Origin of the sequence: Escherichia sp. Lx600-2, assembly GCF_036662595.1 — a bacterium.
Taxonomy (GTDB): domain Bacteria; phylum Pseudomonadota; class Gammaproteobacteria; order Enterobacterales; family Enterobacteriaceae; genus Escherichia; species Escherichia coli.
Genome location: NZ_JAYQWM010000032.1, coordinates 18,892 through 34,643 on the forward strand (window position 1 = coordinate 18,892; position 15,752 = coordinate 34,643).

At 51.2% G+C, this 15,752-nt stretch carries 12 protein-coding genes; 9 read left to right on the plus strand and 3 right to left on the minus strand.

The features are described from left to right. Positions 1 to 49 precede the first annotated feature (49 nt). From gcl to glxK, 7 genes are all read left to right on the plus strand, one after another. The gene (gcl, locus tag OQV04_RS13345) at positions 50 to 1,831 is read left to right on the plus strand and encodes a glyoxylate carboligase (protein ID WP_001096881.1); all 1,782 of its coding nucleotides are present in this window, start codon (positions 50 to 52) and stop codon (positions 1,829 to 1,831) included. Positions 1,832 to 1,843: 12 nt separating this feature from the next. Beyond that, entirely contained in the window at positions 1,844 to 2,620 is a 777-nt protein-coding gene (gene hyi, locus OQV04_RS13350; protein ID WP_032280430.1) for a hydroxypyruvate isomerase, read from the plus strand. A 99-nt stretch (positions 2,621 to 2,719) separates the two neighbouring features. Continuing rightward, positions 2,720 to 3,598, plus strand: coding sequence for a 2-hydroxy-3-oxopropionate reductase (glxR, locus tag OQV04_RS13355; RefSeq protein WP_032280431.1), 879 nt, complete (start codon positions 2,720 to 2,722; stop codon positions 3,596 to 3,598). A 168-nt stretch (positions 3,599 to 3,766) separates the two neighbouring features. Then, positions 3,767 to 5,221 (plus strand): allantoin transporter, encoded by a 1,455-nt coding sequence (locus OQV04_RS13360; protein ID WP_000401139.1) that lies wholly within the window; start codon positions 3,767 to 3,769, stop codon positions 5,219 to 5,221. Between the two features lie 59 nt (positions 5,222 to 5,280). Beyond that, complete coding sequence (allB, locus tag OQV04_RS13365; RefSeq protein WP_032280432.1) at positions 5,281 to 6,642, plus strand: allantoinase AllB; 1,362 nt, start codon at positions 5,281 to 5,283, stop codon at positions 6,640 to 6,642. Between the two features lie 56 nt (positions 6,643 to 6,698). Continuing rightward, positions 6,699 to 8,000 (plus strand): uracil/xanthine transporter, encoded by a 1,302-nt coding sequence (locus OQV04_RS13370; RefSeq protein ID WP_332642051.1) that lies wholly within the window; start codon positions 6,699 to 6,701, stop codon positions 7,998 to 8,000. 21 nt (positions 8,001 to 8,021) lie between these two features. Beyond that, positions 8,022 to 9,167, plus strand: coding sequence for a glycerate 3-kinase (gene glxK, locus OQV04_RS13375; RefSeq protein WP_000706350.1), 1,146 nt, complete (start codon positions 8,022 to 8,024; stop codon positions 9,165 to 9,167). A gap of 227 nt (positions 9,168 to 9,394) precedes the next feature. On the opposite strand, the gene allE is transcribed toward glxK, so the two are convergent. The 3 genes from allE to allD are packed head-to-tail and all read right to left on the minus strand — an operon-like array spanning position 9,395 to position 12,497. Then, complete coding sequence (gene allE / locus OQV04_RS13380; protein WP_000540946.1) at positions 9,395 to 10,180, minus strand: (S)-ureidoglycine aminohydrolase; 786 nt, start codon at positions 10,178 to 10,180, stop codon at positions 9,395 to 9,397. Positions 10,181 to 10,190: 10 nt separating this feature from the next. Next, positions 10,191 to 11,426 carry an allantoate deiminase gene (gene allC, locus OQV04_RS13385; protein ID WP_028132645.1) on the minus strand — a complete coding sequence of 412 codons (1,236 nt, stop codon included), beginning with the start codon at positions 11,424 to 11,426 and terminating at the stop codon, positions 10,191 to 10,193. A 21-nt stretch (positions 11,427 to 11,447) separates the two neighbouring features. Continuing rightward, a complete protein-coding gene (allD, locus tag OQV04_RS13390) occupies positions 11,448 to 12,497 on the minus strand; it encodes an ureidoglycolate dehydrogenase (RefSeq protein ID WP_000703913.1) in 1,050 nt (349 codons plus the stop codon). 316 nt (positions 12,498 to 12,813) lie between these two features. Between allD and OQV04_RS13395 the strand changes: the two genes are divergently transcribed. Together OQV04_RS13395 and OQV04_RS13400 are read left to right on the plus strand one after the other, a co-directional pair. Next, positions 12,814 to 14,481, plus strand: a complete 1,668-nt coding sequence (locus OQV04_RS13395; protein WP_032280434.1) for an acyl-CoA synthetase FdrA — start codon at positions 12,814 to 12,816, stop codon at positions 14,479 to 14,481. 9 nt (positions 14,482 to 14,490) lie between these two features. After that, complete coding sequence (locus OQV04_RS13400; protein WP_032280435.1) at positions 14,491 to 15,750, plus strand: DUF1116 domain-containing protein; 1,260 nt, start codon at positions 14,491 to 14,493, stop codon at positions 15,748 to 15,750. Positions 15,751 to 15,752: the final 2 nt, after the last annotated feature.

Here is a 15,752-nt window from a genome sequence, read left to right on the forward strand (position 1 = left end):
AAAATTTGAAAGTTGGAAAATTTTTCCAATTAATAGAGGTAGGAATAAAATGGCAAAAATGAGAGCCGTTGACGCGGCAATGTATGTGCTGGAGAAAGAAGGTATCACCACCGCCTTCGGTGTTCCGGGAGCTGCAATCAATCCGTTCTACTCAGCGATGCGTAAGCACGGCGGTATTCGTCACATTCTGGCGCGTCATGTGGAAGGTGCTTCGCACATGGCGGAAGGTTATACCCGCGCAACGGCAGGGAATATCGGCGTATGTCTGGGGACTTCCGGTCCTGCGGGCACGGACATGATCACCGCGCTCTATTCTGCTTCTGCTGATTCCATTCCTATTCTGTGCATTACCGGCCAGGCTCCGCGCGCCCGTCTGCATAAAGAAGATTTTCAGGCCGTAGATATTGAAGCAATTGCTAAACCGGTCAGCAAAATGGCGGTTACAGTACGTGAAGCGGCGCTGGTGCCTCGCGTGCTGCAACAGGCATTTCACCTGATGCGTTCTGGTCGTCCGGGTCCGGTACTGGTGGATTTACCGTTCGACGTTCAGGTTGCGGAAATCGAGTTTGATCCTGACATGTACGAACCGCTGCCGGTCTACAAACCTGCTGCCAGCCGTATGCAGATCGAAAAAGCTGTAGAAATGTTAATCCAGGCCGAACGTCCGGTGATTGTTGCCGGGGGCGGGGTAATCAATGCTGACGCAGCTGCACTGTTACAACAGTTTGCTGAACTGACCAGCGTTCCGGTGATCCCAACGCTGATGGGCTGGGGCTGTATCCCGGACGATCATGAACTGATGGCCGGGATGGTCGGTCTGCAAACCGCGCATCGTTACGGTAACGCAACGTTGCTGGCGTCCGACATGGTGTTTGGTATCGGTAACCGTTTTGCTAACCGTCATACCGGTTCGGTAGAGAAATACACCGAAGGGCGCAAAATCGTTCATATCGATATTGAGCCGACGCAAATTGGTCGCGTGCTGTGTCCGGATCTCGGCATTGTCTCTGATGCTAAAGCGGCGCTGACACTGCTGGTTGAAGTGGCGCAGGAGATGCAAAAAGCGGGTCGTCTGCCGTGTCGTAAAGAATGGGTCGCCGACTGCCAGCAGCGCAAACGCACTTTGCTGCGCAAAACCCACTTCGACAACGTGCCGGTGAAACCGCAGCGCGTGTATGAAGAGATGAACAAAGCCTTTGGTCGCGATGTTTGTTATGTCACCACCATTGGCCTGTCACAAATCGCTGCGGCACAAATGCTGCATGTCTTTAAAGACCGCCACTGGATCAACTGTGGTCAGGCTGGTCCGTTAGGCTGGACGATTCCGGCGGCGCTGGGGGTTTGTGCCGCTGATCCGAAACGCAATGTGGTGGCGATTTCTGGCGACTTTGACTTCCAGTTCCTGATTGAAGAGTTAGCCGTTGGCGCGCAGTTCAACATTCCGTACATCCATGTGCTGGTGAATAACGCCTATCTCGGCCTGATTCGTCAGTCACAACGCGCCTTTGACATGGACTACTGCGTGCAACTCGCTTTCGAGAATATCAACTCCAGCGAAGTGAACGGTTACGGCGTCGACCACGTAAAAGTAGCGGAAGGTTTAGGTTGTAAAGCGATTCGCGTCTTCAAACCGGAAGATATTGCACCGGCCTTTGAACAGGCGAAAGCCTTAATGGCGCAATATCGGGTACCGGTAGTCGTGGAAGTTATTCTCGAGCGTGTGACCAATATTTCGATGGGCAGCGAACTGGATAACGTCATGGAATTTGAAGATATCGCCGATAACGCAGCGGATGCACCGACTGAAACCTGCTTCATGCACTATGAATAAGGGAGATAAATAATGTTACGTTTCTCTGCTAATTTATCGATGTTATTTGGTGAATATGATTTTCTCGTCCGTTTTGAGAAAGCTGCGCAGTGTGGTTTTCGCGGCGTTGAATTTATGTTCCCTTATGACTACGACATTGAAGAATTAAAACAGGTACTGGCGAGTAATAAACTCGAACATACGCTGCACAATTTACCGGCAGGTGACTGGGCGGCGGGCGAGCGGGGTATTGCCTGTATTCCTGGCCGTGAAGAAGAGTTTCGGGATGGCGTAGCAGCAGCGATTCGTTATGCTCGTGCGCTGGGTAATAAAAAAATTAACTGTCTGGTCGGTAAAACGCCGACTGGTTTCAGCAGTGAACAGATTCACGCAACGCTTGTAGAAAACCTGCGTTATGCCGCGAATATGCTGATGAAAGAAGATATTTTATTACTGATTGAACCTATTAACCATTTTGATATTCCTGGTTTCCATCTCACCGGAACTCGGCAGGCGCTGAAATTGATTGATGATGTTGGTTGCTGCAATTTGAAAATTCAGTATGACATTTATCACATGCAGCGGATGGAAGGTGAATTAACCAACACCATGACTCAGTGGGCCGATAAAATTGGTCACCTGCAAATTGCCGATAATCCGCATCGCGGCGAACCGGGGACCGGAGAAATTAATTATGATTATCTCTTTAAGGTAATCGAAAATTCTGACTACAACGGTTGGGTTGGTTGTGAATATAAACCCCAAACTACCACGGAAGCCGGTTTACGCTGGATGGATCCGTACCGTTAAAACGTAACGCTGTTCAGGCAATGCTTTTTTAGGCCGCTAAGTTGGCAGGGGATCGTGTTGTCTGAATCCAGGAAAAGCAAAATTTAAAAGAGGTTAATTATGAAACTGGGATTTATTGGCTTAGGCATTATGGGTACACCGATGGCCATTAATCTGGCGCGTGCCGGTCATCAACTGCATGTCACAACCATTGGTCCGGTTGCTGATGAATTACTGTCACTGGGTGCCGTCAGTGTTGAAACTGCGCACCAGGTAACGGAAGCATCGGACATCATTTTTATTATGGTGCCGGATACACCACAGGTTGAAGAAGTTCTGTTCGGTGAAAATGGTTGTACCAAAGCCTCGCTGAAGGGCAAAACCATTGTTGATATGAGCTCCATTTCCCCGATTGAAACTAAACGTTTCGCTCGTCAGGTGAATGAACTGGGCGGTGATTATCTCGATGCGCCAGTCTCCGGCGGTGAAATCGGCGCGCGTGAAGGGACGTTGTCAATTATGGTTGGCGGTGACGAAGCGGTATTTGAACGTGTTAAACCGCTGTTTGAACTGCTCGGTAAAAATATCACCCTTGTGGGCGGTAACGGCGACGGTCAAACCTGCAAAGTGGCAAATCAGATTATCGTAGCGCTCAATATTGAAGCGGTCTCTGAAGCTCTGCTGTTTGCTTCAAAAGCCGGTGCAGACCCGGTACGTGTGCGCCAGGCGCTGATGGGCGGCTTTGCTTCCTCACGTATTCTGGAAGTTCACGGTGAGCGCATGATTAAACGCACCTTTAATCCAGGTTTCAAAATTGCGCTGCACCAGAAAGATCTCAACCTGGCACTGCAAAGTGCGAAGACACTGGCGCTGAACCTGCCAAACACCGCGACCTGCCAGGAGTTATTTAATACCTGTGCGGCAAACGGTGGCAGCCAGTTGGATCACTCTGCGTTAGTGCAGGCGCTGGAATTAATGGCGAATCATAATCTGGCCTGATACCCGCAATAAAAATGGCCGATATCAGAAAATGAATCGGCCAGCAATATTAAAAAAGAAAGCAGCCAAAGATGTTGCTTCAGTATTAAAAATAATATTTTTATTTTATTTGTTCCTCATAGCTAGATTAAAACAACGTTATTCGATACGTGAAATTAAGAGGGATTTATGGAACATCAGAGAAAACTATTCCAGCAACGCGGCTATAGCGAAGATCTATTGCCGAAAACGCAAAGCCAGCGGACCTGGAAAACATTTAACTATTTTACCTTATGGATGGGTTCGGTTCATAACGTTCCCAATTATGTGATGGTCGGCGGCTTTTTTATTCTCGGCTTGTCTACCTTTAGTATTATGCTGGCAATTATCCTCAGCGCCTTTTTCATTGCCGCGGTAATGGTATTAAACGGCGCTGCGGGCAGTAAATACGGCGTACCGTTTGCCATGATCCTGCGTGCTTCTTACGGCGTACGTGGCGCACTGTTTCCCGGATTATTAAGAGGCGGTATTGCTGCCATTATGTGGTTTGGCCTGCAATGTTACGCGGGGTCACTGGCCTGCTTGATTCTGATTGGCAAAATCTGGCCGGGATTTTTGACTCTCGGTGGTGATTTCACTCTATTAGGCCTTTCTCTACCGGGCTTAATTACTTTCTTACTCTTCTGGCTGGTCAACGTTGGTATAGGTTTTGGCGGTGGCAAAGTTTTAAATAAATTCACTGCCATTCTTAACCCGTGCATCTATATCGTTTTCGGCGGTATGGCGATTTGGGCGATTTCGCTGGTCGGGCTCGGTCCAATCTTTGACTACATTCCGAGCGGTATTCAGAAAGCAGAAAACAGTGGATTCTTGTTCCTGGTGGTGATTAACGCGGTAGTTGCGGTCTGGGCGGCACCGGCGGTGAGCGCATCCGACTTTACGCAAAACGCCCACTCGTTTCGTGAGCAAGCGCTGGGGCAAACGCTGGGTTTAGTTGTGGCCTATATTCTGTTTGCGGTCGCTGGGGTATGTATTATTGCCGGAGCCAGTATTCACTACGGCGCTGACACCTGGAACGTGCTGGATATTGTTCAGCGTTGGGACAGCCTGTTTGCCTCGTTCTTTGCGGTACTGGTTATTCTGATGACGACCATTTCCACTAACGCCACCGGTAATATTATTCCGGCCGGTTATCAGATTGCTGCCATTGCACCGACAAAACTGACCTATAAAAACGGCGTACTGATTGCCAGTATTATCAGCCTGCTGATCTGCCCGTGGAAATTAATGGAAAATCAGGACAGTATTTATCTGTTCCTCGATATCATCGGCGGAATGCTGGGTCCGGTAATTGGTGTCATGATGGCGCATTATTTTGTGGTGATGCGTGGGCAAATTAATCTTGATGAACTGTACACCGCACCTGGCGATTATAAATATTACGATAACGGTTTTAACCTCACCGCGTTTTCAGTAACTCTGGTGGCCGTTATTTTATCTCTTGGCGGTAAGTTTATTCCCTTTATGGAACCGTTATCGCGTGTTTCATGGTTTGTCGGCGTCATCGTCGCCTTTGCGGCCTACGCCTTATTAAAGAAACGTACAACAGCAGAAAAAACAGGAGAGCAAAAAACCATAGGTTAATTAATCCCGATATTGAACATTGAGTTAAAAACCAATCTGTATTTTACAAGGAGTTTGTTATGTCTTTTGATTTAATCATTAAAAACGGCACCGTTATTTTAGAAAACGAAGCTCGCGTTGTAGATATCGCCGTTAAAGGCGGCAAAATTGCTGCTATCGGTCAGGATCTGGGCGATGCAAAAGAAGTTATGGATGCGTCTGGTCTGGTGGTTTCGCCGGGCATGGTTGATGCGCACACCCATATTTCTGAACCGGGTCGTAGCCACTGGGAAGGTTATGAAACCGGTACTCGCGCAGCGGCAAAAGGTGGTATCACCACCATGATCGAAATGCCGCTCAACCAGCTGCCTGCAACGGTTGACCGCGCTTCAATTGAACTGAAGTTCGATGCCGCTAAAGGCAAGCTGACTATCGATGCGGCACAACTCGGTGGCCTGGTGTCTTACAACATCGACCGTCTGCATGAGCTGGATGAAGTGGGCGTTGTCGGCTTCAAATGCTTCGTTGCGACCTGTGGCGATCGCGGTATCGACAACGACTTCCGTGATGTAAACGACTGGCAGTTCTTCAAAGGTGCGCAGAAGCTGGGCGAACTGGGGCAGCCGGTGCTGGTGCACTGCGAAAACGCGCTGATCTGTGACGCACTGGGCGAAGAAGCGAAACGTGAAGGTCGCGTAACTGCCCATGACTATGTGGCTTCGCGTCCGGTATTTACCGAAGTGGAAGCGATTCGCCGCGTGCTGTATCTGGCGAAAGTTGCCGGTTGCCGTCTGCACGTTTGCCATATCAGCAGCCCGGAAGGCGTTGAAGAAGTGACTCGTGCACGTCAGGAAGGTCAGGACGTTACTTGTGAATCCTGCCCGCATTACTTTGTACTGGATACCGATCAGTTCGAAGAAATCGGTACTCTGGCGAAGTGTTCACCGCCGATCCGCGATCTGGAAAACCAGAAAGGCATGTGGGAAAAACTGTTTAACGGTGAAATCGACTGCCTGGTTTCCAACCACTCACCATGCCCTCCGGAAATGAAAGCCGGCAACATCATGGAAGCATGGGGCGGTATTGCCGGTCTGCAAAACTGTATGGACGTGATGTTCGATGAAGCGGTACAGAAACGCGGAATGTCTCTGCCAATGTTCGGCAAATTAATGGCGACTAACGCAGCAGATATTTTCGGTCTGCAGCAAAAAGGCCGTATCGCCCCAGGAAAAGATGCCGACTTCGTCTTCATTCAGCCGAATAGCAGCTATGTTCTTACCAATGACGATCTGGAATATCGCCACAAAGTCAGCCCGTATGTTGGCCGTACCATTGGCGCGCGTATCACGAAAACCATCTTACGTGGTGATGTGATTTACGACATCGAACAGGGCTTCCCTGTTGCGCCGAAAGGTCAATTTATCCTTAAACATCAGCAGTAATCTGGCCCCTGCAATGCCCGTCCTTGCGGCGGGCATTCTCCGGTTAAGGTGTGTTTATGTTCAATTTTGCAGTTAGCCGCGAAAGCCTGTTATCAGGATTTCAGTGGTTTTTCTTTATTTTTTGCAACACGGTTGTGGTTCCTCCTACGCTACTTTCTGCTTTTCAGTTGCCGCAAAGTAGCCTGCTTACGCTCACGCAATATGCTTTTCTTGCTACCGCACTGGCCTGCTTCGCTCAGGCGTTTTGCGGTCATCGTCGCGCTATTATGGAAGGGCCGGGGGGCCTGTGGTGGGGAACCATCCTAACTATCACCCTTGGCGAAGCATCGCGCAGGACACCGATCAACGATATCGCCACCAGCCTGGCAGTGGGGATTGCGCTCTCCGGCGTGCTGACGATGTTGATTGGTTTTAGCGGATTAGGCCATCGCCTGGCACGGTTATTTACGCCGTCGGTGATGGTCTTGTTTATGTTGATGCTGGGCGCGCAGCTGGCCACTATCTTTTTCAAAGGTATGCTCGGGCTGCCGTTTGGCATAGCCGACCCAAATTTTAAAATTCAGTTACCACCGTTCGCGCTCTCGGTGGCGGTGATGTGCCTGGTACTGGCGATGATTATTTTCCTGCCGCAACGTTTTGCCCGTTATGGCCTGCTGGTCGGCACCATAACCGGCTGGTTGTTGTGGGACTTTTGCTTTCCTTCTTCGCATTCGCTCTCCGGTGAGTTGCACTGGCAGTGGTTCCCGCTCGGCAGTGGCGGTGCTTTGTCTCCGGGGATTATTCTGACGGCGGTGATTACAGGTCTGGTGAATATCAGCAATACCTACGGTGCGATTCGGGGCACGGATGTTTTTTATCCGCAGCAGGGCGCGGGGAATACGCGTTATCGTCGTAGCTTTGTGGCGACCGGATTTATGACGCTGATAACCGTACCGCTGGCGGTAATTCCATTTTCACCGTTTGTTTCATCCATTGGTTTATTAACCCAGACTGGCGATTACACGCGGCGTTCGTTTATTTATGGCAGCGTTATTTGCCTGCTGGTGGCGCTGGTTCCTGCACTCACGCGACTGTTTTGCAGTATCCCTTTACCCGTGAGTAGTGCGGTCATGCTGGTTTCTTATCTGCCTTTACTCTTTTCCGCGCTGGTGTTTAGCCAGCAAATAACGTTTACCGCTCGCAATATTTATCGACTCGCATTGCCGTTATTTGTCGGCATATTTTTAATGGCATTACCGCCTGTGTATCTGCAAGACCTTCCATTAACGCTTCGTCCTCTGCTCAGTAACGGCTTATTGGTCGGGATTTTACTGGCTGTTCTTATGGATAACCTTATTCCGTGGGAACGCATCGAATAATTTGTTGAAAAAGGATTGATAATGAAGATTGTCATTGCGCCAGACTCTTTTAAAGAGAGCTTAAGTGCAGAAAAATGTTGTCAGGCAATTAAAGCCGGGTTTTCGACCCTCTTTCCCGATGCGAACTATATCTGTTTGCCGATAGCGGATGGCGGCGAAGGGACGGTGGATGCGATGGTCGCCGCGACGGGCGGCAACATCGTGACGCTTGAAGTCTGCGGGCCGATGGGCGAAAAAGTGAATGCTTTTTATGGCATTACCGGCGACGGGAAAACGGCGGTGATTGAGATGGCGGCAGCAAGTGGCCTGATGCTGGTCGCGCCTGAAAAGCGTAATCCGTTGCTGGCCTCCAGTTTTGGTACGGGGGAGTTAATTCGTCATGCGCTGGATAACGGCATTCGCCATATTATTCTCGGCATTGGCGGCAGTGCGACGGTCGACGGCGGTATGGGCATGGCGCAGGCGCTCGGTGTGCGTTTCCTTGATGCCGACGGTCAGGTGCTGGTGGCTAACGGCGGCAATTTAGCGCGCGTGGCAAGCATTGAGATGGAGGAATGCGATCCGCGTCTGGCGAACTGCCATATTGAAGTAGCATGTGACGTTGATAACCCGCTGGTAGGGGCACGCGGCGCGGCGGCGGTGTTTGGCCCGCAAAAAGGGGCAACGCCGGAGATGGTCGAAGAACTTGAACAGGGGCTGCAAAATTACGCCCGTGTTTTACAACAGCAAACTGAAATTAATGTCTGCCAGATGGCGGGCGGCGGCGCTGCGGGCGGTATGGGTATTGCGGCGGCGGTATTTCTCAATGCGGATATTAAACCGGGTATTGAGATTGTACTGCGTGCGGTCAACCTGGAGCAGGCGGTGCAGGGGGCAGCACTGGTGATCACCGGGGAAGGGCGCATTGACTCGCAAACGGCAGGCGGTAAAGCGCCGCTGGGCGTTGCGTCGGTGGCGAAGCAGTTTAATGTACCGGTGATTGGGATTGCTGGCGTATTGGGTGATGGCGTGGAAGTGGTGCACCAGTACGGCATTGACGCGGTATTCAGCATTTTGCCACGTCTGGCACCTTTAGCCGAAGTGCTCGCCAGCGGTGAAACCAATCTCTTCAACAGCGCGCGAAATATTGCCTGCGCCATTAAAATAGGTCAGGGAATTAAAAACTGACCCTTACCTTTAAAGCGGATGCTATTTATTTCGTATAAGAGCGCAGTGCTCATGCCGGATGCTGCATGAGCACTATATCCTTCCTGAAAATCGCGCAAATTCTATATATTGCAGAGATCATGTAGGCCTGATAAGCGAAGCGCATCAGGCAATGTTACAAAAAAAGCCACGGTATAAACCGTGGCAAAATCCAACATAGCTAAAAATAATCAGGCGAGTGGTATGACTTAAATCTCTACGTCGCGGTTGCAATCTTTCGAGTAAATATAGCTGAACGCTTCACCACGCCCTACGCCATAACCAGCCTGTAAAGAATAAGCGCCCATAAAGATGTAATCGCCTTTTTTCACCGGGATCCAGTTATTGTCGAGGTTATAAACCCCCTGACCGGAAAGAATATAGGCACCGTGTTCCTGAACGTGTGTTTCGATATAACCATGGCTGGCACCTGGTGCAAAAGAGAGGATATGCATGTTCATATCAAAACCTAACTCTTTGGGCAGAAAATCCAGCAGGATCACATCATCCATACCTTCATAGTGAATGCGTTCCAGTTCGCTGGCATTGCCAGAAACCAGCCACGGTGCATGGCCTTCTACCGGAACATAGCGGCGCTTATATAAAAAGATTTGGCTGTCTTCGGCCTGGGCGTTAACAAACGTCATTAAGGAGCCTGGCGGGCAATAAAGATAGCCACCTTCGCTTAAGGCAAATGTTTTGCCTTCGGCTTTGGCAGTGATATTTCCAGAGATCACATACAGGAACGTTTCAATGCCTTCGCCACCGAAGCCCTGTTGGTTGCCACCGTTTTGATGCAGTGTGACCAGATAATCAACAAAAGAGGCACCCAGCTTTGGCGTGGAGAGGATTGTCGCGTCACAATTTTCAAAGCCCGGAATAATATTTTTTACCAGACCGTCTGGTGTTAACAGTGCGAAATTACCGTGTTTCACAATCGCACGGTTAGCCAGTAAATCATCGCGGTAACCGGTGACGTTATTTAAATATCCCATTTATGACTCCTTATTTCTGCCAGGCAAGTTGATAAAGCATGAGTGCCAACGTTTTGACCCCTTCGGCAAGGTCGGTAATATTGGTGCGTTCCGCCGGGTTATGGCTGATCCCGTTGATGCTGGGGATAAAAATCATGCAGGTTGGTACGCGAGGCGCGAAAATTTGCGCGTCGTGCCCGGCACCACTGTGCATCACCCGGTAATTCAGTTTTTCACTTTCACACAATTCTGTCAGGGTGGCGACCAGGTCCTTATTCATCGGCACGGGTTCTTCGTCCATCCATAAATCGATATCAATACCAATGTCCATTTCATCGCAAATCGCCCGCATGTCGTTTTCTAACTGTTGGGTGAAATCACGCAGCACGGCGGCGTCGGTATGACGACAATCAATGGTGAACGTGGTTTTACCCGGCACCACATTCACCGTATTCGGGCGCGGCTCTACTTTCCCAAAGGTCAGAACCAGCGGATCGCCCATCTTTTTCGCTTTTTCGATCGACTGATGGCAAATGCGACTGAAAGCGTAAACCGTATCACGACGATAACCCATCGGCGTGGTGCCTGCATGGTTTGATTCGCCGTTCAGCGTCACCGTATAGCGACGTTGCCCGACAATTGCATTCACCACGCCAATTGATTGCCCATTACTTTCCAGCACACAGCCCTGTTCGATATGCAGTTCGACAAAGGCTTTAATATCCTGACGCGGAGTTAGCGGGGCGTCCGGCAGAGTAAATCCGCAAGCCTTCATCGCATCGACAAAACTATTTCCTTTGGCATCACAGATATTCCGCACGTCGTCAGGATTCGCCAGCCCAAAGATATTTTTACTGCCCCAGAAAACATACGGGAAGCGGCTGCCTTCTTCTTCTGCCATCGCCACCACTTCAACCGTACGCAGCGGTGCGCCGTATTGCGTTTTCAGCCAGTCAATTGCCAGCCACGCCGCCAGCGCGCCGAATTGCCCGTCGAGGTTACCGCCGTTAACCACGGTATCGATATGCGAACCGCTCAGAACCACTTCCTGTGGATATTCGGTGCCATTCAGGCGACCGTATAAATTCCCCACTTCATCGAAACGTGTTTCCAGCCCGCTTGCTGCCATTCTTTTTTTAAATTGCTGCTGGGTTTCCAGCCATTCCGGCGAATAAAGTAAACGGGTCATCCCACCCGTTGGGTCAGCGCCAAATGAGGAAAGCCAGGGCAGCGCTTCTTCTATGGCTTGACGAAAATGTGTAATCATAAGAAAGTCCTGTCTCAATAATTATTGCGCAAAGGGATTTTTCGTTTCGTATGACGTGTTATAAAGCGCGTCGGAAATTAAATACTGGTAAATATCATCAACAATTTCGATGCCTTCGACGGCGGCTTTGCGTTGTTTAATATCCTGATCCTGTCCGGGATAATAAACCTGATTAAAACCGGGCGCGGGGGTAATGGCATTTAATTCGCGCATGGTCTGGCTAAGATGTTGACGGAATAATTCGCTGGAGGAGAAAAAGTTCGGGTTAATAACTACATGTAATTGCCCCAAATTACGCCCGGCGTGTAAATCGTCATACATCGAACTAACCTGTCGCCCGAACGGTAAGCCGAGTAAGACGCCTGAGAGGACGTCAATCATCATCATCAGGCCATACCCTTTCGGCCCGGCTGCGGGGAGCAGAGCATGTACCGCGAACGGATCGGTTGTTGGTGCACCGTTTTTATCGACCGCCCAGGTATCCGGGATAGACATATTACGCGAGCGGGCGTCGAGCACTTTTCCCCATGCCTGTACGGTAGTCGCCATATCAAAGGTAAGGATCTCGTCGCCTTCTCCCGGCGCGGCAAAGGCCAGTGGGTTAGTACCGTAGTAAATTTCCGCGCCGCCAAACGGCACCACCATTGGATCGGACTGGCACATCGAAATGCCAATTAATCCGGCGCGGGCTGCCTGCTGCACAAAATAAGAGATTGCGCCGCTGTGACCCATCCGGCTGATACCGACCACCGCAACGCCATTTTGCTGGGCGGTTTTGATGGCATGTTCCATACCCATTTTCGCCGCGACCTGTCCGGCGGCATTGTCGGCATGTAAAATTGCCGAGCACGGCCCGGTTTCCTCAAGACGAAACTCCGGTTCGCGGTTGGTGCCGCCTTTTGAAATGCGTTCCGCGTAGTATTCCACGCGCACCGCGCCATGAGAGTGGATCCCTCTGGCATCGGCGTAAACCAATACTTCAGCCACGGTTGCAGCGTGCTCACGTTTTAACCCAGCCTGGCAGAGCTTATTCTCGATTAGCTGGTGGAGTGTTTCCCGACTGATTTTCATCTGTCTTCCTTTTTAACGACGGTGTGAAGCATGACTGCAATTAACATACAGGGAAAATATCTGGATTATGTGATCCAGACAGGCAAAAAAATATAGTTAGAATTTATTTGATAATCTTCGCGCTTTTAACCTGGTTTTTAAAACAACCATGCTTATTAAAAAATAACGCGTAATAGTCTGGCGGTTATTTGAATTCTTTTGTTAATAATCCCTGTGTGATATTCATCACCTTATTTACTCGTTGTCATCGATACCGTAATCGCCACATTAACACTGCTCGTGCAATTGCCATGGGTGCAATTTTTAAGGAGTTGTTATGAACCACGCCTTTATTAAAAAAGGGTGTTTTCAGGATTCGGTCAGTTTAATGATTATTTCACGAAAACTCAGCGAATCAGAAAATGTTGATGATGTTTCCGTAATGATGGGTACGCCCGCCAATAAAGCGTTATTAGATACCACAGGTTTCTGGCATGACGATTTTAATAACGCCACGCCGAACGATATTTGCGTGGCAATTCGTAGCGAAGCGGCGGATGCGGGGATCGCGCAGGCGATTATGCAGCAGCTTGAAGAGGCGCTAAAACAACTGGCGCAGGGGGCAGGCAGCAGCCAGGCGTTGACGCAGGTGCGTCGCTGGGACAGTGCCTGTCAGAAATTACCCGATGCCAATCTGGCGCTGATTTCAGTGGCTGGCGAGTATGCGGCGGAGCTGGCGAATCAGGCGCTGGATCGCAACCTCAACGTGATGATGTTCTCCGATAACGTCACGCTGGAAGATGAAATCCAACTTAAAACCCGCGCGCGGGAAAAAGGCTTGCTGGTGATGGGGCCGGACTGCGGTACGTCGATGATTGCCGGCACGCCGCTGGCTTTTGCTAACGTGATGCCGGAAGGCAACATTGGCGTCATTGGCGCTTCCGGTACCGGGATTCAGGAGCTGTGCTCGCAGATTGCGCTGGCAGGGGAGGGAATTACTCACGCGATTGGCCTTGGCGGCCGCGACCTCAGCCGTGAAGTGGGCGGCATCAGTGCGCTAACAGCGCTGGAAATGCTCAGTGCAGACGAGAAAAGCGAAGTGCTGGCATTTGTTTCAAAACCACCTGCCGAAGCTGTGCGTCTGAAAATTGTTAATGCCATGAAAGCAACCGGCAAACCGACGGTGGCGCTGTTTTTAGGTTATACCCCGGCGGTGGCCCGCGACGAGAATGTCTGGTTTGCCTCCTCGCTGGATGAGGCCGCACGCCTGGCTTGCCTGCTTTCACGCGTTACGGCGCGACGTAACGCGATAACGCCTGCCAGCAGCGGATTTATTTGCGGTTTGTATACCGGCGGTACGCTGGCTGCCGAAGCGGCGGGATTACTTGCCGGACACCTTGGCGTGGAAGCCGATGATGCCCATCATCACGGCATGATGCTCGACGCCGATGGTCACCAGATTATTGACCTCGGCGATGATTTCTACACCGTCGGGCGTCCCCATCCGATGATCGACCCAACCTTACGCAACCAGTTAATTGCCGATCTCGGCGCTAAACCGTCAGTGCGCGTATTGCTACTTGATGTCGTGATTGGCTTCGGCGCGACCGCCGATCCTGCCGCCTCGCTGGTAAGCGCCTGGCAAAAAGCCTGTGCTGCGCGTTCAGACAATCAACCACTGTATGCCATTGCCACGGTGACAGGCACTGAACGTGACCCGCAATGCCGCTCGCAGCAAATCGCCACGCTGGAAGATGCGGGGATTGCGGTCGTGAGTTCGCTACCGGAAGCCACCTTGCTGGCGGCAGCGTTAATTCATCCGCTCTCGCCTGCCGCACAGCAACACACACCGTCATTACTGGAAAACGTCGCCGTGATTAACATCGGATTACGCAGTTTTGCGCTGGAGCTACAAAGCGCCAGCAAACCGGTTGTGCATTACCAATGGTCGCCAGTCGCCGGCGGCAATAAAAAACTGGCTCGTTTATTAGAACGTTTGCAATAAGGGGTTCCCATGTTTACATCAGTGGCGCAAGCCAATGCTGCGGTTATCGAACAAATTCGTCGCGCTCGTCCACACTGGCTGGATGTGCAACCGACTTCTTCACTTATCAGCGAACTAAACCAGGGCAAAACACTGCTTCACGCCGGGCCGCCAATGCGCTGGCAGGAGATGACCGGACCCATGAAAGGGGCGTGCGTGGGCGCATGTCTGTTCGAAGGTTGGGCGAAAGATGAAGCGCAGGCGCTGGCAATACTGGAGCAGGGGGAAGTGAACTTCATTCCTTGTCACCATGTGAATGCCGTCGGGCCAATGGGCGGCATTACTTCTGCCAGTATGCCGATGCTGGTGGTCGAGAATGTGACCGACGGCAACCGGGCGTACTGCAACCTCAACGAAGGTATCGGCAAAGTGATGCGTTTTGGCGCTTACGGCGAAGATGTCCTGACTCGCCATCGCTGGATGCGCGATGTGTTAATGCCAGTATTAAGCGCGGCGCTGGGGCGCATGGAGCGCGGTATCGATCTTACCGCGATGATGGCGCAGGGCATTACCATGGGCGATGAGTTCCATCAACGCAATATTGCTTCCTCAGCACTGTTAATGCGTGCGCTGGCCCCACAAATTGCTCGCCTCGATCATGATAAACAGCACATCGCGGAAGTGATGGATTTCCTCAGCGTGACCGATCAGTTCTTCCTCAACCTCGCGATGGCTTACTGCAAGGCGGCGATGGATGCTGGCGCGATGATCCGCGCAGGCAGCATCGTCACGGCAATGACCCGCAACGGCAATATGTTCGGGATTCGGGTAAGCGGGCTGGGCGAACGCTGGTTTACTGCGCCTGTAAACACTCCGCAAGGTCTGTTTTTCACCGGCTTCTCGCAGGAGCAGGCGAACCCGGATATGGGCGATAGCGCGATTACCGAAACCTTTGGTATCGGAGGTGCGGCAATGATCGCAGCGCCTGGCGTAACGCGCTTTGTCGGTGCGGGTGGCATGGAAGCGGCCAGGGCGGTATCTGAAGAGATGGCGGAAATTTACCTTGAACGCAATATGCAGTTGCAGATCCCAAGCTGGGATTTTCAGGGCGCGTGCCTGGGACTGGACATTCGTCGCGTGGTAGAAACCGGCATTACGCCACTCATCAATACCGGTATCGCCCATAAAGAGGCGGGGATCGGGCAGATTGGCGCAGGCACCGTGCGGGCACCGCTGGCGTGCTTTGAACAGGCGCTGGAAGCACTGGCTGAAAGCATGGGTATTGGTTGAGG

Excerpts from the sequence above, each read along its gene's own strand:
- gcl (WP_001096881.1), top strand. The coding sequence starts at position 50 with ATGGCAAAAATGAGAGCCGTTGACGCGGCAATGTATGTGCTGGAGAAA.
- allD (WP_000703913.1), bottom strand. The coding sequence starts at position 12,497 with ATGAAAATCAGTCGGGAAACACTCCACCAGCTAATCGAGAATAAGCTC.
- OQV04_RS13400 (WP_032280435.1), top strand. The coding sequence starts at position 14,491 with ATGTTTACATCAGTGGCGCAAGCCAATGCTGCGGTTATCGAACAAATT.
- allB (WP_032280432.1), top strand. The coding sequence starts at position 5,281 with ATGTCTTTTGATTTAATCATTAAAAACGGCACCGTTATTTTAGAAAAC.
- glxR (WP_032280431.1), top strand. The coding sequence starts at position 2,720 with ATGAAACTGGGATTTATTGGCTTAGGCATTATGGGTACACCGATGGCC.
- glxK (WP_000706350.1), top strand. The coding sequence starts at position 8,022 with ATGAAGATTGTCATTGCGCCAGACTCTTTTAAAGAGAGCTTAAGTGCA.
- hyi (WP_032280430.1), top strand. The coding sequence starts at position 1,844 with ATGTTACGTTTCTCTGCTAATTTATCGATGTTATTTGGTGAATATGAT.
- OQV04_RS13395 (WP_032280434.1), top strand. The coding sequence starts at position 12,814 with ATGAACCACGCCTTTATTAAAAAAGGGTGTTTTCAGGATTCGGTCAGT.
- allC (WP_028132645.1), bottom strand. The coding sequence starts at position 11,426 with ATGATTACACATTTTCGTCAAGCCATAGAAGAAGCGCTGCCCTGGCTT.
- OQV04_RS13360 (WP_000401139.1), top strand. The coding sequence starts at position 3,767 with ATGGAACATCAGAGAAAACTATTCCAGCAACGCGGCTATAGCGAAGAT.
- OQV04_RS13370 (WP_332642051.1), top strand. The coding sequence starts at position 6,699 with ATGTTCAATTTTGCAGTTAGCCGCGAAAGCCTGTTATCAGGATTTCAG.
- allE (WP_000540946.1), bottom strand. The coding sequence starts at position 10,180 with ATGGGATATTTAAATAACGTCACCGGTTACCGCGATGATTTACTGGCT.